The sequence below is a fragment of the Streptomyces sp. NBC_00273 genome (assembly GCF_036178145.1).
Classification (GTDB): Bacteria; Actinomycetota; Actinomycetes; order Streptomycetales; family Streptomycetaceae; genus Streptomyces.
Genome location: NZ_CP108067.1, coordinates 8,486,835 through 8,507,827, shown reverse-complemented (window position 1 = coordinate 8,507,827; position 20,993 = coordinate 8,486,835). Strand labels below are relative to the sequence as shown.

The following is a 20,993-nucleotide window of genomic DNA, read 5'->3' as shown; positions in this document are numbered from 1 at the left end:
CGGCTGCCGGTCCGCTTGGGCCGGACGGATCCCTCCGGGGGCCGTTCGGTCCTCCGCGCGGCGGCTGCCGACCGACCGCGGCGGTTGCCGGTTCAACCCTTGGGTAGCCAGAACCACCGCTCCTGGCCCGCGGCAACACCTTCCTTCCGGTCGCCGGGCAGGACGACGGGCACCGGGCCCAGGAGCGACGGGGGGACGCTGATGCCGAGCCGGCCGGGCCGGAACCTGATGCGGACGTCCCGGTGCCCCAGGTAGGAGATCGAGAACGAGGACCCGGGCACTTCGGAGAGGGGCACCGGGTCGATGTGCAGGCCGTCGCCGTGGGGTTCGAGTCCGACGATGCCGCGCTCGACGAGGTCGAGGGTGCCGCCCATGGCGCCGAGGTGGATCCCTTCGCCGGTGGTGCCGCCCTGGACGTCGGTGATGTCGCCGAGCAGGGCTTCCTGGCAGTAGCGCCAGGCTTCCGGGCCCTGCTGCCGGGCGAGGACCCAGCCGTGTACGAGACTGCTGAGCGTGGAGCCGTGGCAGGTGCGCCGCAGGTAGTGGGCCACCGTCCTGCGCCAGAGGTCGTCGTCGAGGCGGTATCCGAGGCGGGTGAACAGGGATTCGAGTTCGGTGGGGCGGAAGAGGTAGCCGAGCATGAGGGTGTCGGCCTGCTTGGACGCCTGGTAGCGGTTGGGGGTGTCGCCCTCGGCTTCCAGGATGCGGTCCAGGCGGCGGATGTCGTGGTATCGGGCGCGGTAGCCGTCCCAGTCGAGCTCGGCGAGGTCTCCGTAGCCGTGGAACTGGCTGATCACGTCCTGGTGGAACGGCACGTACAAGCGGTACGAGACGTCCTCCCAGGAGCGGAGCTCGTCGGGGCCGATGCCGAGGTGCGCGAGGAGCTCGGCGCGCCGGGCCGCCGGGAGTTCCCCGTACAGTTCGAGGGCGCGGGCGAGCACCCACGCGGCGGTGACGTTGGTGTAGGCGTTGTCGTCTATGCCGGGAGCGGCGGCGTCCGGGTAGGCGTCGTGGTATTCGTCCGGGCCGACGACGCCACGGATCCGGTAGCGGCCGAGGCCGATGTCCCAGGTCGCCGCGTCGGCCCAGAAGTGCGCTACGTGCAGGAGGAGTTCGGCTCCGGGGCCGTGCATGAAGCCGATGTCACCGGTGGCTCGCCCGTACCGCCACGCGTTCCAGGCGATGGCCGATCCCACGTGGCGCTGGAGGCGGGAGTGGTCGGGCAGCCAGCGGCCGGAGCGCGGATTGAGGTGCAGCCGCTGCGTCTCCTCGGCTCCGGAACTGCCGCTCTGCCAAGGGAACATCGCTCCCTTGGCCCCGGCTCGGCGGGCGGCCTCCCGGCCCGCGGGGAGCCGTCGGTGCCGGTACATCAGCAGGGCTCGAGCGGTCTCGGGGAGGTGGAGGGCGAGGTAGGGCAGGACGAACAGCTCGTCCCAGAAGACGTGCCCCCGGTACGCCTCGCCGTGGAGGCCGCGGGCCGGAACGCCGACGTCGAGCTCCGCGGTGTGCGGCGAGAGGGTCTGCAGGACGTGGAAGGCGTGCAGTCGCAGCACTCGGCCGGTCTCGCCGGGCACCTCCAACTCCCCCTCCTTCCAAAGGCGTTGCCAGGAGGCCCGATGGGAGGCCAGCAGGCGGTCGAAGTCCGGTGCGTGTGAGGCGCGGTCGATGCTCCGGCCCACGGGATCGGCCGGGGGACGGTCGAGCGAGGTGCACAGGGCAGCGGTCTTCACGACGACGACCGGGGCGGCCCGCCTGATCGGCAGGACGAGCCTCTGGGTGGCGGTGGCTGCGGTGCACGCCCTACCCATCGGCGCCAGCGGACGCACTGTCGTCCGGACCGCGAGCCCGATCCGAACCCGTGAGGTGCTGGTGGTGCAGGACGACCAGGCGGTGCCCTCCGCCTCCACCCCGGCCCGGTGCTCGACGAGGTGCCGCCCGGCCAGTGCACGGTAGCGCTCGACGCCCGCGTTCGTGACGTCGCCGTCGAGTACGGACTCGATCTCGATCCTGCCGCTCCAGCCGTACGCCTTGAAGAGCGTGTGCTGCGCCGCCAGGTCCGGGTCGCCCATGTGGACGAGGCGGGTATGGGTGACGCCCAGGCGGCGGCCCTCGACGTCGTGGAAGAGCATCCGGCGGCTGAGCGTACCGGCGCGCAGGTCCAGCGATACGTGGCTGTGGCGCAGGGCCGGGTGGTCGGGCGTGAGCCAGTCGCCGGGCGGTGCCCCCTCGGGCAGGCAGCGGTACCGCAGGGCGGTCCAGTCCGGCAGCCGGACCATGTCCTCGTTGGAGACCGTCCGTCCGCCGATGGTGGAGGTGAGCCGGTCGTAGCAGCCGGCGAGGTAGGTGCCCGGGTAGTGGATGCCGTCGGCGACGCTTTCGGGGGCTGAACCGCGGGTGGCGAACCGGCCGTTGCCCAGGGCGCACAGGGACTCGACCAGCCGCTCGGTCTTGGGGTCGTAGCGGTGGTACTCCCAGCACCAGGGCGTGTTCACGGGCGGCGGCCCCCTTCGAGGGCGGCGGGCAGTCCGCCGAGGTCGGGGAGGACGAGCCGGGCGCCGTACGTGCGCAGGGCGTCCCTCGTGCGCAGGTCGCCCTCGCGGTCGAGCCCCACCACCAGGCCGAAGCGGCCCCGGCGCCCCGCATCGACGCCCGCGAGCGCGTCCTCCACGACGGCGGTGTGCGCGGGAGTGACGTCGAGCCGGCCGGCAGCTTCGAGGAAGAGCGCGGGGTCGGGTTTGCCCGGAAGGGCGAGCGCGGCCGCGTCCTGGCCGTCCACCAGGGCGTCGAAGTAGCCGATGAGTCCTACGGATTCCAGGAGGGAGCGGGCGTGCCGGGAAGCCGAGACGGCTGCGCACCGGATCGTCTTCTCCCGCAGTGCCCGGAGTGCGGGCCGCACGTCGTCGAAGGTACGGACTCCTTCGGTCCGCACCATCGCGGAGAAGACCTCCTCCTTCCGGGCGGCGACCGCGTGGACGGTGGCGCACCCGGGCGGGTCCTCGGGCGTTCCGGGCGGGAGGTCGACGTGGCGGGCGGTGAGGAAGGCGCGTACGCCGTCGAGGCGGGAGCGGCCGTCGACCAGGTCCCGGTACTCGCGGACGGCATCGAACGGGCGCGGTCGTGCACCGGCGTGCGGTGGCTGCCACTCGGGGAGGCAGCCGTCGAAGGTCTCCTTCCAGGCGGCCGCGTGGCGGTCCGCCGTGGCCAGGAGCACTCCGTCGGTGTCGAAGACGACCGCGCGCAGGTCGATCATGGGTCGTGCACCACGCGACGGCCGGTGATCCGAGCCGGGGTGAGCTTCATCCAGTGGTTGCGCGGGCCGCCGGCCCAGGGACGGGACCGGGCCGTGGTGTCGAGGAGGTGGAGTTCGTGCGGATCCGTGACGGCGTCCAGTTCGCCCACCGCCAGCACGCTCCAGCCGGTGGCGGTCACGTCGTCGATGTTGTCGATCTCGAAGGCGACCTCGGTACCTGCCGCGGTGGCCGTGACGGCTTCCGTGGAGGTGCGGAAGGCGATGTCGGGCCCTGCGGTGAGGTAGTTGACGGGGAGAACGGCCGGGCCTTCGGGGGTGAAGATGGCGATGCGGCCCACGCCGTGCGTGTTGAGCAGCCGTCGGCATTCGGTCTCGTCCAGCGCTACGAGCGCACTGCCGCGGCGGGCGCTCGCTCGACCGGCGACGCGCTCGGCGCCGGCGCCGGTCAGGTCGTCGACGGTGACGCCGAGTGCGTCGGCCATCCGCAGGAGCGTGCCGATGGCCGGACTGGCGGCGTGTTCTTCGAGGTAGGCGATGTAACGGCCGTCGGCTCCGCACCGACGCCCCAGTTCGTCGCGGCTCAGCCCGAGGGCTTCGCGGCGGGCCGCCAGCCGGCGGCCCAGGTCGGTGCGTCCCGCCGTCCTGCCGGCCTCCTGCGGTGTGGTGCTCGGCATGTTCGGCACGGGACTCGCGGCACTCACGGCACTCACTGCTCCTGCGGCGGTACGGCGACCGTGTCGTGCTGCGGTCCGCCGAGCACGACCTTGAGGGCGCCGGTTTCGCCGGCGCGGGAGAAGACGTCGTACGCCTCTTCCATCTGGTCCAGCTCGAAGCGGTGGGTGACCATCGCGGCCCCGGGCAGGCGGCCGGCGGCCATCATGCGGAGCAGCATGGGGGTGGAGTGGGTATCGACGAGGCCGGTGGTGATGGTGACGTCCTTGATCCACAGGTCTTCGAGGTGGAGGACGGCGGGCTTGCCGTGGACCCCGATGTTGGCGACCCGCCCGCCCGGGCGGACCATGCGGGTGCACATCTCGAACGCCTCGGGCACGCCGACGGCCTCGATGACCGCGTCCGCCCCGAGCCCGTCGGTGAGGTCCTCCACCAGCCGCTCGGGCTCCTCGTCCGCGCTCGCGGTCGCATCGGCGCCGAGGTCGCGCGCGGCGGCGAGCCGGGAGGCGGCGAGGTCGACGGCAATGATCCGCCCGGGGCTGTAGAGCCGTGCTGTGGCGATGGCGGCCAGGCCGATGGGTCCGGCACCGACCACGACGACGGTGTCGCCCGGGCGCACATTGCCGTTGAGCACGCCGACCTCGTAGGAGGTCGGAAAGATGTCGGCGAGCAGTACGGCGTCGTGGCCGGCCAGGGCGCTGGGCAGCGGGTGGACGGAGAGGTCGGCGAAGGGGACGCGCACGTATTCGGCCTGGGTGCCGTCGATGGTGTGGCCCAGGACCCAGCCGCCGCCTCCGCGGCACTGGCCGTAGTGCCCTTCGCGGCAGAAGCGGCAGCGGCCGCAGGCGGAGATGCAGGAGATCAGGACGCGGTCGCCGGGACGGACGCTGCGGACGTCGCCGCCGATCTCGACGACGGTTCCGACGGCCTCGTGGCCCAGGATCCGTCCGGGCGTCACGTCCGGGACGTCGCCCTTGATGATGTGCAGGTCGGTGCCGCAGATGGTGACGGCGTCGACCCGGACGATCGCGTCGGCGGCGTCCTTGACGGACGGGTCCGGTACGTCCTGCCAGGAAGTCTGCCCGGGCCCGTGGAAGACGAGAGCCTTCATGGCGCGGCCTCTCTGTGTGTGCTTCGGGGTGTGCTTCGGGAGGGATCACCGCCAGGCTGTGCCGCTGCGCCCGCGTTCCGCTTGGGCCGGTCGGCCCCTACCGGGGACCGGTCGGGCCCCTTCCGAGGGACCGGTCCGGTGCGACGGTGGAGACCGGCGTCCGTCCCGAAAGGAGGGCTGCTGCCATGACCCGATCAACCCCGCCCCCCGCTTCCGCCCGCCCCGCCCTGCTGAGGTTCCTCGGCGGCGTGCGGACGGTCACCGGCAGCAAGTTCTTGGTCGAGAGCGACCACGCCCGGATCCTCGTCGACTGCGGACTCTTCCAGGGTGTCGCGGACCTGCGGCGCCGCAACTGGGGCGGGCTTGTCTGCGATGCCTCGGACGTCCACGCCGTCGTCATCACCCACGCCCACCTGGACCACTGCGGCTACTTGCCGCGCCTGGTCCGGCACGGGTTCCGCGGACCGATCCTGACCAGTGCCACCACCGCCCGCCTCGCCGAGATCGTGCTCCGCGACAGCGCCCGCCTGCAGATGGAGGCCGCCGAGCACGCCAACCAGCACGGCTGGTCCAAGCACCGGCCCGCCAAGCCGCTCTACGACGATGCCGACGTCGACCACACGGTGAAGTTCTTCGACCCGGTACCGGTGGGCAGTGAGGTCGAGATCACGGCCGGCACGAAGCTGGTGCTGCACCACGGCGGTCACATCCTCGGCTCCGCCTGGGCCCACCTGACCCTGGAGGACGGCCACGCCCTCGCCGTGAGCGGCGACCTCGGCCGACCCGGACACCCGCTCCTGCTGCCGCCCGAGCCGTTCTCCGGCGCCGACGTCCTGCTGATGGAGTCGACGTACGGCAACCGGCGCCACGACCACGAGAGCGCCCACTGGGAATTCGCCTCGGTGATCACCCGCGCGCTGTCCCGGGGCGGGACCGTGGTCGTACCGGCCTTCGCGATCGACCGCACCGAGGTCGTCCTGCACGAGCTGGCCGCCCTGCGCAGCGACGGCACCCTGCCCCGCCACGTACCCGTCTACGTCGACAGCCCCATGGCCCTGGCCGCCCTGGACGTCTACCGCGACGCCGTACGGACCCGCTCCCCCGAGCTACGCCCCGAGATCCTCGTCCGGGGCGAGGCGGCGATCAGCCCGGAGCCCTTCCTGGCCGCCCGGACCGTCCAGGAGTCGATCGACATCAACGAATCCACCGGGCCGGCGGTCATCGTGTCGTCCGCCGGCATGGCCACCGGCGGCCGCGTGCTGCACCACCTCCACCGGATCCTGCCCGACCCCCGCAACGCCGTGGTCATCGTCGGCTTCGCCGCCGCGGGCACCCGCTCCCGCGACCTCGTCGACGGCGCCCGCACGCTCAAGATGTTCGGTGAGTACGTCCCCGTACGCGCCGAGGTCGCCGACGTTCCGCACTTCTCCGCCCACGCCGACGCCGACCAGATCATCGACTGGCTGCGCGCCGCCCCTCCCCCGCACACCACCTACCTCGTCCACGGCGAGGAGAGCGCCTCCGAGACCCTGCGCGACCGGATCGACCACGAGCTGGGCTGGACGGCCGTCGTACCGAGATCCGGGGAGGCCGTCCTGGTCCGCTGACCCGTTCGCCCTCCGCCCCGCTCCCGGACCCGCCGCCGCACGGCAGCGGCATCCCGCCCGCCCGCACCCGTACACACACTGAGGACCTGCCATGACCTCCACCCCGTACACCGTCGCCGACGTCATGACCGCCAAGGTCATCGCCGTCACCCCCTCGACCGGCTTCAAGGACATCGCCGCCGCCATGGAGCGGTGGAAGGTGACCGCCCTCCCCGTCGTCGAGGGCGAGGGCCGCGTCGTCGGCGTGGTCTCCGAGGCCGACCTCCTGCCCAAGGAGGAGTTCCACGAGCACCGCCCGGGCCTGATCGAGCAGATGCGCCGTCTCGGCGACACCGCCAAGGCCGGCTCCACCCGCGCGGAGAACCTGATGACCACCCCGGCCGTCACGATCCGCCCCGACGCCACCTTGCCCCGGGCCGCACGGCTCATGGCCGACCGGCACATCAAGCGCCTCCCGGTCGTCGACGCCGACGGCACCCTCAAGGGCATCGTCAGCCGGGCCGACCTCCTCAAGATCTTCCTCCGCACCGACGAGGAACTCGCCACCGAGATCCGCCGCACCGTCGTGGACCGCCTCTTCCCCCTCTCCCGTAGAGCCGTCGAGGTCACCGTGGCCCAAGGGATCGCCACCCTGACCGGCGAGGTGAAGGAGCCTGACCTGATCCCCCTGGCCGAACGCCTCACCGGCTCCGTCGAGGGCGTCGTGGACGTCCACTGCCGCCTCAACCACTGCGCCGGAGCCGGCAGTTCCTGACGACCCACGACGCGAGCGATCACTGACCCGGTGGAGCGCCGACGAACCCGGAAAGCAGGAAGTCGCCCCCGAAGTCCTCCTCGCCGCCCGACTGATCGTCGACGACGCCGCGCTCGTCGCAACGCACGGCGCCCCCGCCAACGCCGGGTTGCCCTCCTCCACGGCTGCCGCCTCGCTCGGAGAGGTCATCCGCGGTGAAGCCGTCGCCCGCTCCCACGGCCGGGAACTCACCGCCTACGCCCCGGTCGGCCTGCCCTGGCAAGACCTGGCCCTGAGCTGGCTGGCCTTCCGGCAAGCCGATGCAGCGGGCACCGGAGCTACCCTCGATCTCCTGTCACGACCCACTGGCGCCGCTGCGCGCGGGCGGCGAACCCACGGTCCGCCAGGCCCTGCCCAGCGCGCGTGGACCTCCCGGAGCACCCGGCCGGGCCTGTTCGATCTCCACGCACCAGCCGACTCGCGCAACCGTCTCGACATCCCGGTACTCACCCACCAAGATCGGTCGCAGGTCCGCCCCTTAGGGTCGGGGGGCATGACGCCATTCACTGTCAGCAGCGCCTTCGACTCGCTCCGCCTCGACGCCCTGCCCGACCAGGACGCGTTGCGCCGGGTCTACGAACTGCCCAAGGACACGGCCGTACGCAAGCAGATGACTGAACTCACCGAGCAGACGCGGCGGTTGATCGGATGCTCCTCACTGGTCCTGATCGCCAGCGCGGACGCCGAGGGCAACTGTGACGTGTCCCCGCGCGGCGGACCCGCCGGGTTCGTCGCCGTCTTGGACTCACGGACGGTGGCGATACCGGACGCGACCGGCAACAAGCGTCTGGACACCCTGCGGAACGTCGTCGCCACCGGGCGGGCCGGGCTGCTGTTCGTCATCCCGGGGCGCACCACGACGCTCAGGGTGAACGGCCGGGCCTTGGTCTCCACCCGCCCGGAGCTGTTGTCGCAGCTGACCGCCGTGGGCAAGCCGCCGGCCAGTGCGCTGGTGCTGGGGATCGACGAGGTCTACCCGCACTGCCCCAAGTCGCTCCTGCGCAGCGGGGCCTGGAAGCCGGAGCAGTGGCTGCCGGCGGACGCCCAGCCGACCTCGGCCGAGGTGACGTTGGCCCAGCTGCGGATGCCGGAACTGACGCTCGCCGACATCGAGCGGGCGGAGGCGGATTCGCTGAAGTACCGGTACGAGTAAACGGCCGACCAGCAGCTGGAGCGCCGCCGCCCCGGTGCCCTGACTGCGGTCGTCGGCGGAGCACCACCCAGCCGCGGGGTGGGGCCTGCGCGATCTGGTGATCAGTCGGCAGTGCTCAGGAGGTGTTCCTACTTGCTCGGCAGCAGTTTGTGCCCTGCGGTGCGGAGGGACGTGGTGCCGTCCTCGCCGATGCGGCGGAGTTTGCCGACGCCGTCGTACTTGCGGGCGTTGATGAGGTAGCCCAGGCCGAAGACGGGGAGCAGGACACCGGCTATGCCGGTGTATCCGTACCAGGAGGCGCTGTCCGGGTCCGCGCCGGTGTCCGGGCCGTCCGGCTGCATGCCGACGTCGAAGGTCAGCCAGAGCAGCAAGGCGGCGAGGGCCAGGCCGATGAGGCCGAGGACGAAGTAGCGGACTCGCCCGGAGGTGGTGCGGGCGCAACTGTGGACGGTCACCAGGAACTGATCGCCGCATGCCGCGCAGACGATCCTGCCCGTGCCGCTGCCTTCCACGGGCCGCAGGGGAAGCGGCTGGACCCGGTGATTGGTGACCACCACGGCGACTCCCCGCACACTCAGCACGTGGGCGAACATCGTTCTCGGCTGATCCATGACGATGCTGCTTCCGAACGCCATCTGGCGCTCCCCTCCCGGTAGTTGCCCCCGAACAGGTGGCAATCATGCCCGCAGGACGTACTGCCGAATCGCACGGCCGTGCGGCGCGAAGGACTCGATGCGCGCCGACCTACGACGAAGCCGAGCGCACCGCGCCGGCCCGGGCGGCCGTCGCGCACACCCGCCGGAGCAGGTAGTGCAGCTGGGTGCGCTCACCCTTCGTGAGGGACGCCAGCAGGACGTCCTGCACCGCGTTCATGTCGTCCTGCGTCGTCGTCATTGCCGCCGTACCGGTCGGGGTGAGCGCCACCACCTCGTGGCGCCCGCCGATGTTGACGACCATGCCCTGCACCAGGCCCTGCGCCAGGAGATCGCGGATCACCCGCGAGACGTCTGCCGGCGGCGCGTCCATGTGAGCGGCGAGATCGCGCCGGGCGTGCGGCCCCCCTTCGGCCAGCGTCCTGAGGACCGACTGGTGCAAGGCGCTCAGCCCGCCCGCGCTCAATCGCTCGGTCATCAGCGCGTCCGCGGCCCTGCCCGCCGCAGCCAGGAGGTGCACGGTCTGCTCGGAGGGACTCGACGACCCGCTCCCCCTGTCGTACACGTCGCGTCCAATCGCCGGGAAGGGGGATGTCACCTCCGACCCAGGACACGCGGAGCACGTCGGCTCCGGAACCACCCGGAGCGCCGGGCCCGGAGGGCCAGGTGAAGCAAACCTCGTCTCAGCTTACTTACACCCGGCCGATTGGTCTACATTGACGTCGTCACTCTGCGGCCCGGTCAGCCAGTAGGTCCCGAGCGGCAGACTCCACGTACTCGTGGAGCCCGTACGCCAGAACCAGACCCAGCAGGGCGGAGACCGCCACCGCCGTCACCAGTCCGGCCACGGCCGCCTGCGTCCGGCGCGCCCGAGGCCTGACCGGGACCGGCTGCAGCAGGGCTTCGACCCGCTGCGGGACCGGCCCCGTACTCACCGACAGCAGAGGACCACGACCCTTGCCCGCCTTCTCGGCGGACGCGGCGGCCAGCGCCGCGCGCGCGATCGCGGTCGCCGCCAGCCGCCGGTCGCCCACCGCCGAAGCCGCAGACTCATCAGCCCACCGCTCCAGGTGGAAGTCCAGCGCCGGGCGCAGGGGCCGCAGGGCGGGGTGCACCGCGGCGGCCAGGTAGGCGGTGACGGACCACAGATGATGGCGGCCCGTCAGGTGGGCCCGCTCGTGGCCGAGCAGCACCTCGCGCTCCGCCGGGCCCAGGGTCTTGAGCATGCCCGCCGTCACCACGACCCGGCCGCTGCGCCCCCGCCATCCCGGAAGCGCGAACGCCTGCGGCTCGGAATCCGGTACGACCAGAAGATCACCATCAGGCACGGCGTCGCCGGTGGACGCCCAGGCACGGGCGAGCAGCGCGCGGCGTTCGTACCAGCGGCGGACCATCAGCACCGCCTGAAAGGCCAGCACCGCACCGGCAACCGCCGCCACCGGCACCACGGCCGGCCATTCGGCAGCCGCCCGCGACAGCGGGATCTGCTCCAGGGAGGCGAGGAACGGCACGTGGAACAGGCCGATGAGCGCAGCGACGGTGCCTCCGGCCAGCAGAAGAGCAGCCCCGGTCAGTGCAGCGCACGCTTCTCTCGGCGGCAGGAGCACGGCCAGCCGACGGGTGGCCGGCACCGCAGCCCAGGGAAGCACCACGGTCAGCATGACCACGGCCAGGACCAGGGTCATTCGCCGTCCCCGGCTTCCAGGAGCAGACGCCGCAGCGCTTCCTCGTCGTCCCCGGACAGCGAGGAGACGAACCGCTTCAGCACCAGGTCGCGTTGCGGCTCCCGCTCCAGTTCGCGGCGCATCCGGCCTGCCGCCAGCCCGGCGGCGTCGTCCGCCGCGGCGTAGGCGAAGCCCCTGCCCTCGCGGGTCCGTACGACCGTCCCCTTGTCGTAGAGGCGGGTGAGGATCGTCGTCACCGTCGTCCTGGCCAGGTCCCGATCGAGCGCGGCGTTGATCTGCTGCGGCGTCAAGGGCTGCTCCGCCGCCCACAGAACCGCCAGCACGTCCGCGACGAGTTCGCCGTGCGGACGCCTCGCGTCCCCGCCGTCCTCCACCATCCCGCTACCGCCCTGCTGCCGCCCCGGACGGTACGCCCGGTCCGTCGAAAAATAGGTTTGCCTTATCTAACTCTACGGGGGCCCGAGTCGCGCCCCGCCTCCCTACGCCGACGGGCGCCGCCCCCACCGCCCGACCGGCCGGCCGGCCGGCCGTTGACGGGACTGGACCGCTTCACTCCTCGCCGGTCTCGCCCTGCGCTGTTTCGATGCCGGCGTGCAGGTTGTCGGCCGCCTGGAGGGACGCACCGGCCGACACGGCCAGACAGGCCAGCAGCGTCAGCGCTGCCATGCGGCACCGGGCTCCAGGAACACGCGTCCGTGCGGGCTGGGCGAGCAGGGCCGCGACCCGCAGGGGCACCGGGCCCGTCGCGGCGGCCAACGCGAAACCGGGCCGGTGCCGGGCAGGGGACGTACGGGCCGCCAGAGCGGCCCGGCCGATGGCCCGGGCCGTGAGGCGGCGGTCGCCCACCGCCTGCGCGGCGGCTTCGTCCGCGACGCGCTCCAGCGCGTAGCGGAGGGGCTCGCGCACGGCGCGCAGCCCCGGATGACAGTGAGCGGCCAGCTCGACGACCGCCACCAGAACGTGATGACGGCCTCTCAGATGGGCTCGTTCATGGGCGAGCAGGACCTCGCGTTCCGCCGCGGAGAGGGCGCGCAGCATCCCCGAGGTGATCACGATGCGGCCGGGACGGCCCGGCAGCGCGTAGGCGTCGGGGTGTTCCTGCTCCAGGACCACGAGCTCGCTCCGGCTGCCCGCGGCAAGCGCCCGCGCCTGCCGCAACTGGCGCCACCACCCGTGCCCATCGCGCAGCAGCAGGGCGCCGCCGGCAGCGAGCAGCGAAGCGGCCACGACAGTGGTCACGACGGCCGTGCCGGGCGAACCGGACGCCAGTGGCGTGAGCAGGTGGCCCAGCGCGGCCACCGGCCGCAGGTGCGTGGCGCCGGGAACGACCAGCAGGGCAAGAGCCGCGGTGCTGCCCGCAGCGAGGACGGCGGCCGAACAGACCAGCAGCCGGACGGCCCGCCTCGGCGCGAGGCTCGTGACCAGCACGCGGCACACCGGACCGGCGAGGAAGGGCAGCACCAGCGGCAGTAGGAGCATCAACGACCCCAGCCGGCTCATGCGACGCCCCCGGCGTCGTCGCCCTCCAGCAGGGCACGCAACAGCGCCTCGTCCTCGTCGCTGAGCTGCGAGACGAAGCGGCTCAGCACGGTCACGCGGTCCTCGGTCCTGGCCAGCTCCGCGTGCATGCGGCGCGCGGTCAGCCCCGACGCGTCCTCGGTCGGCAGGTAGGCGAACCCGCGGCCGGACCGGGTGCGGGTGACCACGCCCTTCTCGTACAGACGGGACAGGATCGTCGTCACCGTCGTACGGGCATGGGAGGAACCGAGCGCCTCCTGAACCTGCCCCGGCGTCAGCGGAGTACCGGCCGCCCACAGCGCCGCCAGGACGCTCGCCCCCAGCTCACCGGCGGGCCGCCGTTCCGCATGCGCATCCCCCATGAGAATCTCCTCACCACAACGATCGTCTACAGTGACGTAGACCGTCTACAGAACTGTAGTCGATGATGTCGTCACCACCCCGTCCACGCACCAGCAGGGGAGCCGCCCACCATGGCCCTATCCGCCCACCTGGCAGTGCCACAGGCCGTGAACCTGCTCGACGCCGGATCCCTGCTGTCCGCATTCGGCGCGCTCGGCATCGCCGTCGTCCTCTTCGCCGAGACCGGCCTCCTGGTCGGCTTCTTCCTGCCCGGCGACTCCCTCCTGTTCACCGCGGGCCTGCTCTGCGTGCCGGGCGGGAACCGCCCCGTCCACCTCTCGCTGCCCCAGGTACTGGCCTTCGCCGCCGTCGGCGCACTCCTCGGAGCGCAAGTGGGCTACCTGATCGGCCGACGCGGCGGCCGCGCCCTGCTCGCGCGTGGCCGCAGTCGAAAGCTCCACGACGGAGCCGAGCGCGCCGAGGAACTCCTCCACCGCTACGGGCACGCCAAGGCCGTCGTGCTGGCCCGCTTCGTCCCGGTGGTGCGCACCGTGCTCAACCCCTTGGCCGGAGCCCTCAACGTTCCTGCCCGCGTCTTCACCCTCTGGCAGGTCGTGGGCGGACTCCTCTGGACCGTGGGTCTCGTCCTCGCCGGATACGCCCTCGGCGCCTCCGTACCCGACGTGGACCGCTACCTCCTGCCGATCGTGGCCCTCGTCGCCCTCGTCTCCCTCACTCCGCTGGCCGTCGAAATGATCCGCCGCCGGGGGCCTCGCGCCCCGAACGGAGGTGCGCATTGAGCCTGGTCTCCTGGGAACGGGCCGGCCGCGAAGGCGCTGCAGCCCCTGCAGATGGCGGCGATCTCCCGAACCCGCCGCCTCCACTCTCCGGCCGCCCCACCCCGGCCCCCGACTCCTCTGGACGGGAGATGACCCAGCACCCCGGTCGCGCAAGGATCGTCGCCGCAGCCCTGCCCCTGGTCGTGCGGCACGGCACCTCGGTCACCACTTCGATGGTCGCCCGGGCCGCTGGGGTCCCGGCAGCCGCGGTCTTCACCGCGTTCCCCGACAAGACCGCCCTGCTCGAAGCCTGCGCAGCCGCGGCCCTCAGGGCGGACGAAGCCGTAGCGGCCCTCGCAGGGATCGATCTGGCCCAGCCACTGGAAGCCCGACTGACAGCAGCCGCCGTACATCTGCGCCGCTACGCAACCCGCCTGCTCCTGCTCGCCGATGCCATGCCCCCGGCCCGGCCCGGGCTCCCCGGGCCCACGGAGAACTCCGGCGGGCCCGCCCGACACGAAGAAGAGCTCGCGTCGCTCCGAGAAGCGCTGACGGCTCTGTTCGAACCGGAACGCGAGCTCCTCCGCATGTCCCCGGAACAGCTCGCCCGGGTGTTCCAGTCGATGGTCTTGTCCGACGCTCCGTCCGGTCCTACGGAATCCGTGCCGACCGAAGAGCTGGTGTCGCTGCTCCTGTGGGGCGCGCTCACCCCTCCCTGACCGAAGCAGCACCCCTCCCGTGCCCCATGACCTCCGACCGCGCCGTCCATGGCGGTCCGTCCGGACAGGACGCCCGATGACCTCCGTCCCCGCTGCCGTACCCGGCGCCGTCGGCAAGCCGTGGTGGTTGCCCGCGATACCGGTGCTGGTGTGCTCGATGCTGCTGGCGGCGCTGGTCGCGTGCGCGGCGCACGGCGCACCGTTCGGGGTGGACGAGGTCCTGCACCGCTGGGTGCTGGAACACCGCCCGCGCTGGGCGGTCGGTTTGGCTGTGGCGGTGACCGTGACGGGAAGCGGAGTGCCCGCCTACCTGCTCGCGATGCTCGCCGGGGCCATGACCGTCAGGCATCGGCGCTGGCGCGGGGCGCTGGCGGGCGCCCTGGCACTGCTGTCGGTGCAGCTGCCGCGCATAGCCCTGGCGTCATGGCTCGCGCGGGCCCGACCGCCGGCCGACGAGTGGACGTGGTCGGCCAGCGGATACGCCATGCCCTCGGGGCACACGACGACCTCCGCCGCCGTGGCGGTCCTCCTCACCGCCGGGGTGTACCGGGCGGTGCGGGGCCGGGCCCGGCGGCCGCTCCTGGTGATGCCGGCGCTGTGGGCGGCAGCCGTGGGCGTCAGCCGCGTATTCCTCGGCATGCACTGGCCCACCGATGTCCTGGCGGGATGGCTGCTGACCGCCCTGTGGGCCGGGCTGCTCGGGACGTTCCTCATTCTCCGTCGGCGCCGCCAGACCGGCGCCGTCCCATCGAACAAAGGTGAAGGCACGTGAGCGCGATCAGTGTGGGACAAGCCGTGGTCCTGGGGGTCGTGGAAGGGGTGACGGAGTTCCTGCCGGTCTCCTCCACCGGCCACCTCAAGATCACCGAAGGCCTGATGGGCATCCCCGTCGACGACAAGTCCGTCGTCGCCTTCACCGCCGTCATCCAGGTCGGCGCGATCGCGGCGGTCCTCGTCTACTTCTTCCACGACATCGTGCGCATCGTCTCCGCCTGGGGTCGCGGACTGGCCGACCGCGAGGAGCGGTACCACCACGACTACAAGTTCGCCTGGTGGGTCATCTACGCCACCCTCCCCATCGTGGTTGTGGGGCTCGCGGCGAAGCCGCTGATCGAAGGACCGCTCGCCTCCCTGTGGGTGGTGGCCGGATCGCTGATCGTCGGCAGCGGCCTGATGTGGGCGGCCGACCGGATGGGCCGTCACAAGCGGGGCGAGGACGACACCGACCTCAGGGACGCCATGCTGGTCGGCTCCTCCCAGATCCTCGCCCTGCTCTTCCCCGGCTTCTCCCGCTCCGGCGCCACCATGTCCACCGGCCTCATGCTCGACCTGGAGCGGGTCGCGGCCACCCGCCTGTCCTTCTTCCTCGGCATCCCCGCCCTGACCGGCGCCGGCCTCTACGAACTCAAGGACGCCCTCGGCGCCGGCGTCGACGCCCTCCCCCTGGTCATCGGCACCGCCGTGTCCTTCGCCGTCGCCTACGCCTCGATCGCCTGGCTCCTGAAGTACGTCGCCAAGCACTCGTTCAACGCCTTCGTCGTCTACCGGATCGTCATCGGCGTACTCCTCTTCGGGCTGCTGGGCACCGGCGTCCTGCACGCCTGATCACCGGGCGGGCCGGCCGGCGGCTTCCGCGTCGGTCAGCCGGTGCGGAAACTGCCGGTGTAGACGTCCGTACGGTTCTGCGGTGCGCCGGAGTGGGTCTCGGTGAGCACCGCCCGTACTCCCTCGTCGTCCGCCACCAGGCCTTGGTAGTCGCCGAGGAAGTAGCCCCCGGCGAACGGTGCCTGCAGCCAGTCGAAGATCCGCGAGATGCGTCGCTCGGTCCGGTGCTTGGGGTCACCGTGCGGCAGGGTGGCCAACTGGTAGGCGGTGGGCAGGGTGGTGGTGTCGCCGGGCTCGAGGAAGCGCAGGTCGTAGTAGGTGAGTGCGACCGTGCCCCGCTCGTCGACCGCGATCGCCGGGGAGAAGGCCGGCACGTCCTTGAGGCTGATCAGCTCCGGGGCTCCCCAGGTGCGTCCGCCGTCGGTGGAGCGCACCAGCTGGACGGAGTCGAACCTGCCGCCGGAGAAGTCCGAGCCCTCGTACGCCATGTAGAGCGTGCCCGTCTTCGGGTCGACGGCCGGGCTGGGCAGGGTGGACGCGGCGCGCAGCAGCTTGGTGGGGTCGTTCGGGTCGACCTCCGGTACGGAGGTGTCCTTGGCCACGGTGACCGGGGCGCTCCAGGTCTCTCCGGCATCGGTCGAGGTGACCACCTCGTAGCGGGCTTCGACGACGGTGCTCAGGTCCTCGGAGTAGGTGATCCGGTCGAAGAAGTCGTACAGGGTGCCGGTGTGCCGGTCGACGACGATCAGATGACCGATGGTCTGGGTGTTGGGCACGGCGCTGGTGTCGACGAAGGGCCGTGCCCCGCTCCATGTGCGGCCGCCGTCGCGGGTGACGGAGATGTAGCCCGGACCGTCGAGGGAGCTGGGGCCGGGCGGGTCGTTGTCGAGGCGGTTCCAGACCTGGTAGGCGGTGCCCTTGCGGATCGGGTCGGCGGTGAGCGAGGGCTTGTCGTTGAAGAAGGGCTGTTCGTCGACGTGCGTGGTGGTGAGGTTCTGCCAAGTGCGGCCGCCGTCGCGGGACGTGGCGGCCAGGAGGGCGGTGCGCGTGCTCTTGGTGAAGTCAACACCCTCGCCGCTCGCGTAGACGGTGCCGTCCGGTCCGGTGCTCACCCAGGGGTCGGTGGCCCGTTCGTAGTCCGCGCCGCCGGGGGCGCAGAGGCTGAACGGCAGCGTGCTCCGGTGGAAGGTGTGGCCGTCCGTGGTCCAGCTGGCCGCCAGGCCACGGGCTCCGCCGTCGTTCCAGCGGTCCTGCTGGAACACGGTGACCACGCGCTTGGGGTCGCGCGGATCGACGGACAGGTACGGCTCGACCTCGGTGGCCGGGTAGACGATGCTGTCGGGGGACCTTGCTCCGATGGTGCAGTTCGCGTACGGGTCGCCGTGGGACACCTTGACCAGGGGTGCGCCGTCGGGGTTGCGGTCCGCTGCGGCGGGAGTCGCGCCGGTGACCGTGACGAGCAGGAGCGCGGCGGCGGTGACGGCGGTGAGGGGCAGGGGGACGCGCATGCGGGATCTCCTCCGGGCCGGTCGGCTGGGGCACGGGACCGCCGTCATCGGGGCGGCCCGGGACGCGGAGGCGTACCGGAACGCGAGGGTGGTGCGACTCCGCTTGGTCCATTTCGGCGTTGCAGCCGGTGCCCTTGATGGGCCGAACGACGGAGTCGTCCCCAGGGTCGTCGAGGAGCACGGCGGAGCCGGACCTCTTCGGCGCCGACTGTCCCCCCCTTCTGCGCCGACGAGGAATCCTCGCCGCACATCGCTAGCGGCGCACGCGCGGCATGCCGAGGCCGATCCAGGAGATGATCTCGCGCTGGATCTCGTTGTTGCCCCCGCCGAAGGTGAAGATCACGGCGCTGCGGTAGCCGCGTTCGAGCTCGCCGTGCAGGACCGCGCCCGCCGAGCCGTCCTTGAGGGAGCCGGCCGCGCCGACGATCTCCATGAGCCAGGCGTACGCGTCCCGGCGGGCCTCCGATCCGTACACCTTGACCGCGGAGGCGTCCTGCGGGGTGAGGGTGCCGGCCTGGACCGCACCCACCATCTGCCAGTTGAGCAGCTTCATCGCGTCGAGGCGGGCGTGGGTGCGCGCGAGGCGGCCGCGGACCCAGGAGAGGTCGATGACCCGGCGGCCGTCGGCGAGTTTCGTCGCGGCGGCCCAGCGCTGGACGTCGTGGAGGGCCCGGATGGCCATCGTGCCGTGTGCGGCGAGGGTGACGCGTTCGTGGTTGAGCTGGTTGGTGATCAGGCGCCAGCCCTTGTTCTCCTGGCCGACTCGGCGGCTCGCCGGGACCCGGATGTTCTCGTAGTAGCTGGCGGTGGTGTCGTGCGAGGCGAGGGTGTTGATGAGCGTGCAGGAGTAGCCGGGGTCCGAGGTCGGGACCAAGAGCATGGTGATGCCCTTGTGGGCGGGGGCGTCCGGGTCGGTGCGCACGGCGAGCCAGACCCAGTCGGCGGTGTCTCCGTTGGTGGTCCAGATCTTCTGTCCGTCGACGACGTACGTTCCGCTCTCCTCGTCGCCCTCGCGCACGGCCCTGCACTTGAGCGCGGCGAGGTCGGTGCCGGCGTCGGGCTCGCTGTAGCCGATCGCGAAGTCGATCTCCCCGGCGAGGATCTTCGGCAGGAAGTACGCCTTCTGCTCGTCGGTGCCGAACTGCATGATGGTCGGCCCGACCGTGTTGAGCGCCATCAGGGGCAGCGGTACGACGGCCTGCGCGGCCTCGTCGAAGAAGATGAACTGGTCCATCGGGGTCATCCCGCGGCCGCCGTACTCCTTGGGCCAGCCCACCCCCAGCCATCCGTCGGCCCCGAGTCGGCGGATGGTGTCCCGGTAGAAGCGCTTCTGGGCGGCCGGGTCCTCGTAGCGGGCGTAGACGTCCTGCGGCACGAGCTCGGCGAAGTAGGCGCGCAGTTCGGTGCGCAACTGCTGCTGCTCAGGCGTGTATTCGAGGTGCACGGGCCCCTCCGGGGTCTCGCGGTCCAGCCGGTCGCTGTGGTGGCGGCGGTCAGAGTAGAACCTGTTACAAGAATTCGGAAGGACCCGGGTGCCGGCCGATCAGAACCGGCGTTCATAATCGCGACCATGACGAGCCCACGCAGCAGAGCGGAATTCTTCGTCGAACCCGAGCGGGACGGCCGCTTCAGCGGCCCCGCGACCGGTGACGAGCGGCAGATGCTGGTCGCCTTCCTGGCGGACCACCGCGCCACACTGGAACTCAAGTGCGCAGGTCTGGGCACGGAGTTGGCGCTGCGATCGGTGGAACCGTCCACGCTCTCCCTGCTCGGCCTGGTCCGGCACCTGGCCGATGTGGAGCGCCGCTGGTTCCGGCAGGTCCTGGCGGGGCAGGACGCACCGCCCCTGTTCTCCTCGGCGCAGGATCCCGACGGGGGCTTCGACGGAGCCCTGTCCGATCCCGCGGCGGTCGAAGCGGCCTGGACGGCGTGGCGCACCGAAGTGGCCTTCGCCGAACGCTTCGTGGCCGAGGCACCCGATCTGGACGTCGAGGCCGTCGACGCGTGGCGCGGGAAGGTGTCGCTGCGCTGGGTGCTGATCCACATGGTCGAGGAGTACGCACGGCACAACGGGCACGCCGACCTCCTGCGCGAGCGGATCGACGGGGCCATCGGCATCTGAGGGCGATCGGGCTCCAACTCGCCCGAAACGCGGGTGCGGTGAGGCCGCCCGCAGCACAATGGGCGGATATGGACATCGACGCATGGCGCCGCGAGGACCCCGAGTTCACGCGGGCGGTGACGCAGATCCACGAGCCGGGCGCCCTTCCCACCGACCCCGGGATCCCGGCCCGGCACGCGTACTGGGAGCTGCTTCCGGGGGACGTACGGGCCCGGCTGCTGGAGAAGGCCGGCCGGTGCCTCACCTGGTGGGCCGGGCCGGATTCCGACGGGCGCCCCGCCGCGCTGGTGGTCGGGGACCGCGGACTGTGCCGGGTCGGCCAGGTACTGCGGGACGGAGTGGCGCAGTACAGCGGGCAGCGCGCCCGGGTGGAGCCGGGCTCCCTGCACAGCCGCTCCTTCGACGGGAGGCCCGCGCCGGACGGGCGGGCCACCGCGCCGGGCCTGCCGGGGGCTCCGGTCCTACGGCTGGACCTGGGCCCGGAGGCCCAGGGGGTGCTCGGTCATTTCCCGCTCCCCGTACAGGACTTCCTGCAACGTCCCTTCCTCGCCGGGGAGGCCCCTGTCACCGCCGACTGGTACTACGACGAGACCGTCGAGCCCGAGCGGACCACCTGGTTCGTCGCCCTCGTCCTGTCCACCGAGCGCGCCCTGACGCTCGCCGAGGGCACCAGGACCCTGGACCGGGGCGCCCGCCCGGACCAGGCCCGGTGGCACGGGATCCAGTACCACCGGGCCCGCCTCACACCGCGCTGACGCCCGGCCCCGCCGGGCCCGGCCGGACCAGGGCGGCCGGGTCGATCCGCCCGTCGGCGAGCCGCGCCAGGGTGGCGCCGCACTCCAACGGGGCCGCGACGGCTCCCAGCGCGAGGAACAGTTCGGGCGAGGCGATGATCTCGTACCCGGCGCAGTGGTGCTCCCCGCCCGATGTCAGGTGAACAGGTACAGGACGTCGAAGTGGACGAGGTCGCGGGCCGTGTCGAAGAGGTACCGGCCCGAGGGGATCCCGTCCGAGGCCTGGCTACCGGCGCCCTGGCCGTTGGCGTACGCGTCGAACCCGGGGCTGTGTTGCCAGGCCGCGCCGGCGGGCAGGTACTGCTCCAGCGCGTCGGGCAGGTCGGACGGCGCGCCGGCGGCGGCGAAGGCGTGGTCGGGCTTGCCGGTGATCGCGGCCGCGCCGCCGGTGGGCAGATGGGCGACACCGACCACACGGACCCGGGAGTCGGGGCTCGGGATGCTCCGGTCGTCGTCCGGGCCGTCGATGTCGTAGCCCAGCCAGTGCGCGTCGCTCAGCTCGCCCAGGAACGGCCCGAGCCGCCGGTTCAGCGGTTCCAGGTCGGTACGGGCCTCGGCCCGACGCGGCGGCTGCGGCCACAGGAGGTACGTCACCCCCGCGCCCACCGTCAGCAGCGGGAGGCCGGCGATCAGCAGGAACGTGCGGCGATCGGTGCGTCCCCGCCGTGCGTCCATGATCGCC

At 72.2% G+C, this 20,993-nt stretch carries 22 protein-coding genes and 1 pseudogene; 10 read left to right on the top strand and 13 right to left on the bottom strand.

The window, feature by feature from the left end; translation table 11 throughout:
* Positions 1-92: 92 nt before the first annotated feature.
* From OG386_RS38010 to OG386_RS37995, 4 genes are read right to left on the bottom strand one after another with little or no spacing between them, the layout of a single operon-like run.
* Positions 93-2,492, bottom strand: a complete 2,400-nt coding sequence (locus OG386_RS38010; protein ID WP_328791890.1) for a glycoside hydrolase family 65 protein — start codon at positions 2,490-2,492, stop codon at positions 93-95.
* Complete coding sequence (locus OG386_RS38005; RefSeq protein ID WP_328791889.1) at positions 2,489-3,250, bottom strand: HAD family hydrolase; 762 nt, start codon at positions 3,248-3,250, stop codon at positions 2,489-2,491. Before OG386_RS38005 ends, OG386_RS38010 begins: the two co-directional genes overlap by 4 nt.
* Positions 3,247-3,924, bottom strand: a complete 678-nt coding sequence (locus tag OG386_RS38000) for a helix-turn-helix domain-containing protein (RefSeq protein WP_328791888.1) — start codon at positions 3,922-3,924, stop codon at positions 3,247-3,249. Before OG386_RS38000 ends, OG386_RS38005 begins: the two co-directional genes overlap by 4 nt.
* A 32-nt stretch (positions 3,925-3,956) precedes the next feature.
* The gene (locus OG386_RS37995) at positions 3,957-5,033 is read right to left on the bottom strand and encodes a zinc-dependent alcohol dehydrogenase family protein (protein ID WP_328791887.1); all 1,077 of its coding nucleotides are present in this window, start codon (positions 5,031-5,033) and stop codon (positions 3,957-3,959) included.
* Positions 5,034-5,218: 185 nt separating this feature from the next.
* Between OG386_RS37995 and OG386_RS37990 the strand changes: the two genes are divergently transcribed.
* The 4 genes and pseudogenes from OG386_RS37990 to OG386_RS37980 all read left to right on the top strand — a co-directional run bounded on the left by OG386_RS37990 (position 5,219) and on the right by OG386_RS37980 (position 8,586).
* The gene (locus OG386_RS37990; RefSeq protein ID WP_328791886.1) at positions 5,219-6,640 is read left to right on the top strand and encodes an MBL fold metallo-hydrolase; all 1,422 of its coding nucleotides are present in this window, start codon (positions 5,219-5,221) and stop codon (positions 6,638-6,640) included.
* 91 nt (positions 6,641-6,731) lie between these two features.
* Positions 6,732-7,394: a CBS domain-containing protein gene (locus OG386_RS37985; protein ID WP_328791885.1), complete on the top strand. Its 663-nt coding sequence runs from the start codon at positions 6,732-6,734 to the stop codon at positions 7,392-7,394.
* 22 nt (positions 7,395-7,416) lie between these two features.
* Positions 7,417-7,671 (top strand): annotated as a pseudogene (locus OG386_RS47065) (ornithine cyclodeaminase family protein); the annotation flags it as partial.
* 255 nt (positions 7,672-7,926) lie between these two features.
* The gene (locus OG386_RS37980; RefSeq protein WP_328791884.1) at positions 7,927-8,586 is read left to right on the top strand and encodes an MSMEG_1061 family FMN-dependent PPOX-type flavoprotein; all 660 of its coding nucleotides are present in this window, start codon (positions 7,927-7,929) and stop codon (positions 8,584-8,586) included.
* Between the two features lie 128 nt (positions 8,587-8,714).
* Here OG386_RS37980 and OG386_RS37975 read toward each other — a convergent pair whose 3' ends face one another.
* The 6 genes from OG386_RS37975 to OG386_RS37950 form a co-directional block, all read right to left on the bottom strand.
* Positions 8,715-9,197: a hypothetical protein gene (locus tag OG386_RS37975; protein ID WP_328791883.1), complete on the bottom strand. Its 483-nt coding sequence runs from the start codon at positions 9,195-9,197 to the stop codon at positions 8,715-8,717.
* 133 nt (positions 9,198-9,330) lie between these two features.
* Complete coding sequence (locus OG386_RS37970) at positions 9,331-9,717, bottom strand: MarR family winged helix-turn-helix transcriptional regulator (RefSeq protein ID WP_328791882.1); 387 nt, start codon at positions 9,715-9,717, stop codon at positions 9,331-9,333.
* A 247-nt stretch (positions 9,718-9,964) separates the two neighbouring features.
* The gene (locus tag OG386_RS37965; RefSeq protein ID WP_328791881.1) at positions 9,965-10,924 is read right to left on the bottom strand and encodes a M56 family metallopeptidase; all 960 of its coding nucleotides are present in this window, start codon (positions 10,922-10,924) and stop codon (positions 9,965-9,967) included.
* Positions 10,921-11,301, bottom strand: coding sequence for a BlaI/MecI/CopY family transcriptional regulator (locus OG386_RS37960; protein ID WP_328791880.1), 381 nt, complete (start codon positions 11,299-11,301; stop codon positions 10,921-10,923). The genes OG386_RS37965 and OG386_RS37960 overlap by 4 nt, the downstream gene beginning before the upstream one ends.
* 172 nt (positions 11,302-11,473) lie before the next feature.
* Positions 11,474-12,424: a M56 family metallopeptidase gene (locus OG386_RS37955; protein ID WP_328791879.1), complete on the bottom strand. Its 951-nt coding sequence runs from the start codon at positions 12,422-12,424 to the stop codon at positions 11,474-11,476.
* A complete protein-coding gene (locus OG386_RS37950) occupies positions 12,421-12,804 on the bottom strand; it encodes a BlaI/MecI/CopY family transcriptional regulator (protein ID WP_327387064.1) in 384 nt (127 codons plus the stop codon). The genes OG386_RS37955 and OG386_RS37950 overlap by 4 nt, the downstream gene beginning before the upstream one ends.
* A gap of 111 nt (positions 12,805-12,915) precedes the next feature.
* Between OG386_RS37950 and OG386_RS37945 the strand changes: the two genes are divergently transcribed.
* The 4 genes from OG386_RS37945 to OG386_RS37930 all read left to right on the top strand — a co-directional run bounded on the left by OG386_RS37945 (position 12,916) and on the right by OG386_RS37930 (position 15,887).
* Positions 12,916-13,584 (top strand): DedA family protein, encoded by a 669-nt coding sequence (locus OG386_RS37945; RefSeq protein ID WP_328791878.1) that lies wholly within the window; start codon positions 12,916-12,918, stop codon positions 13,582-13,584.
* Between the two features lie 128 nt (positions 13,585-13,712).
* On the top strand, positions 13,713-14,282 hold the full coding sequence (locus OG386_RS37940; RefSeq protein WP_328791877.1) for a TetR family transcriptional regulator: 570 nt from the start codon (positions 13,713-13,715) through the stop codon (positions 14,280-14,282).
* A gap of 76 nt (positions 14,283-14,358) precedes the next feature.
* Entirely contained in the window at positions 14,359-15,054 is a 696-nt protein-coding gene (locus OG386_RS37935) for a phosphatase PAP2 family protein (RefSeq protein ID WP_328791876.1), read from the top strand.
* The gene (locus OG386_RS37930) at positions 15,051-15,887 is read left to right on the top strand and encodes an undecaprenyl-diphosphate phosphatase (protein WP_328791875.1); all 837 of its coding nucleotides are present in this window, start codon (positions 15,051-15,053) and stop codon (positions 15,885-15,887) included. Before OG386_RS37935 ends, OG386_RS37930 begins: the two co-directional genes overlap by 4 nt.
* Before the next feature lie 35 nt (positions 15,888-15,922).
* On the opposite strand, the gene OG386_RS37925 is transcribed toward OG386_RS37930, so the two are convergent.
* Both OG386_RS37925 and OG386_RS37920 read right to left on the bottom strand, forming a co-directional pair.
* Positions 15,923-17,395 carry a sialidase family protein gene (locus OG386_RS37925; RefSeq protein WP_328791874.1) on the bottom strand — a complete coding sequence of 491 codons (1,473 nt, stop codon included), beginning with the start codon at positions 17,393-17,395 and terminating at the stop codon, positions 15,923-15,925.
* A 253-nt stretch (positions 17,396-17,648) separates the two neighbouring features.
* The gene (locus tag OG386_RS37920) at positions 17,649-18,839 is read right to left on the bottom strand and encodes an acyl-CoA dehydrogenase family protein (RefSeq protein WP_328791873.1); all 1,191 of its coding nucleotides are present in this window, start codon (positions 18,837-18,839) and stop codon (positions 17,649-17,651) included.
* 126 nt (positions 18,840-18,965) lie between these two features.
* Here OG386_RS37920 and OG386_RS37915 point away from each other — a divergent pair, with 126 nt between their 5' ends.
* A complete protein-coding gene (locus OG386_RS37915; protein WP_328791872.1) occupies positions 18,966-19,517 on the top strand; it encodes a DinB family protein in 552 nt (183 codons plus the stop codon).
* Between the two features lie 68 nt (positions 19,518-19,585).
* A complete protein-coding gene (locus tag OG386_RS37910; protein WP_328791871.1) occupies positions 19,586-20,272 on the top strand; it encodes a hypothetical protein in 687 nt (228 codons plus the stop codon).
* 174 nt (positions 20,273-20,446) lie between these two features.
* Here the strand turns inward: OG386_RS37910 and OG386_RS37905 are convergent, their stop codons facing one another.
* Positions 20,447-20,986 (bottom strand): hypothetical protein, encoded by a 540-nt coding sequence (locus OG386_RS37905; protein ID WP_328791870.1) that lies wholly within the window; start codon positions 20,984-20,986, stop codon positions 20,447-20,449.
* Positions 20,987-20,993: the final 7 nt, after the last annotated feature.

Bases quoted from the DNA above. Each gene is read 5' to 3' on its own strand.
- OG386_RS37955 (WP_328791879.1), bottom strand. From the start codon at position 12,424: ATGAGCCGGCTGGGGTCGTTGATGCTCCTACTGCCGCTGGTGCTGCCC.
- OG386_RS37990 (WP_328791886.1), top strand. From the start codon at position 5,219: ATGACCCGATCAACCCCGCCCCCCGCTTCCGCCCGCCCCGCCCTGCTG.
- OG386_RS37925 (WP_328791874.1), bottom strand. From the start codon at position 17,395: ATGCGCGTCCCCCTGCCCCTCACCGCCGTCACCGCCGCCGCGCTCCTG.
- OG386_RS37915 (WP_328791872.1), top strand. From the start codon at position 18,966: ATGACGAGCCCACGCAGCAGAGCGGAATTCTTCGTCGAACCCGAGCGG.
- OG386_RS37945 (WP_328791878.1), top strand. From the start codon at position 12,916: ATGGCCCTATCCGCCCACCTGGCAGTGCCACAGGCCGTGAACCTGCTC.
- OG386_RS38005 (WP_328791889.1), bottom strand. From the start codon at position 3,250: ATGATCGACCTGCGCGCGGTCGTCTTCGACACCGACGGAGTGCTCCTG.
- OG386_RS37985 (WP_328791885.1), top strand. From the start codon at position 6,732: ATGACCTCCACCCCGTACACCGTCGCCGACGTCATGACCGCCAAGGTC.
- OG386_RS38000 (WP_328791888.1), bottom strand. From the start codon at position 3,924: ATGCCGAGCACCACACCGCAGGAGGCCGGCAGGACGGCGGGACGCACC.
- OG386_RS37980 (WP_328791884.1), top strand. From the start codon at position 7,927: ATGACGCCATTCACTGTCAGCAGCGCCTTCGACTCGCTCCGCCTCGAC.
- OG386_RS37935 (WP_328791876.1), top strand. From the start codon at position 14,359: ATGACCTCCGTCCCCGCTGCCGTACCCGGCGCCGTCGGCAAGCCGTGG.
- OG386_RS37995 (WP_328791887.1), bottom strand. From the start codon at position 5,033: ATGAAGGCTCTCGTCTTCCACGGGCCCGGGCAGACTTCCTGGCAGGAC.
- OG386_RS37960 (WP_328791880.1), bottom strand. From the start codon at position 11,301: ATGGTGGAGGACGGCGGGGACGCGAGGCGTCCGCACGGCGAACTCGTC.
- OG386_RS37950 (WP_327387064.1), bottom strand. From the start codon at position 12,804: ATGGGGGATGCGCATGCGGAACGGCGGCCCGCCGGTGAGCTGGGGGCG.
- OG386_RS37910 (WP_328791871.1), top strand. From the start codon at position 19,586: ATGGACATCGACGCATGGCGCCGCGAGGACCCCGAGTTCACGCGGGCG.
- OG386_RS37905 (WP_328791870.1), bottom strand. From the start codon at position 20,986: ATGGACGCACGGCGGGGACGCACCGATCGCCGCACGTTCCTGCTGATC.
- OG386_RS37940 (WP_328791877.1), top strand. From the start codon at position 13,713: ATGACCCAGCACCCCGGTCGCGCAAGGATCGTCGCCGCAGCCCTGCCC.
- OG386_RS37965 (WP_328791881.1), bottom strand. From the start codon at position 10,924: ATGACCCTGGTCCTGGCCGTGGTCATGCTGACCGTGGTGCTTCCCTGG.
- OG386_RS37975 (WP_328791883.1), bottom strand. From the start codon at position 9,197: ATGGATCAGCCGAGAACGATGTTCGCCCACGTGCTGAGTGTGCGGGGA.
- OG386_RS37970 (WP_328791882.1), bottom strand. From the start codon at position 9,717: ATGACCGAGCGATTGAGCGCGGGCGGGCTGAGCGCCTTGCACCAGTCG.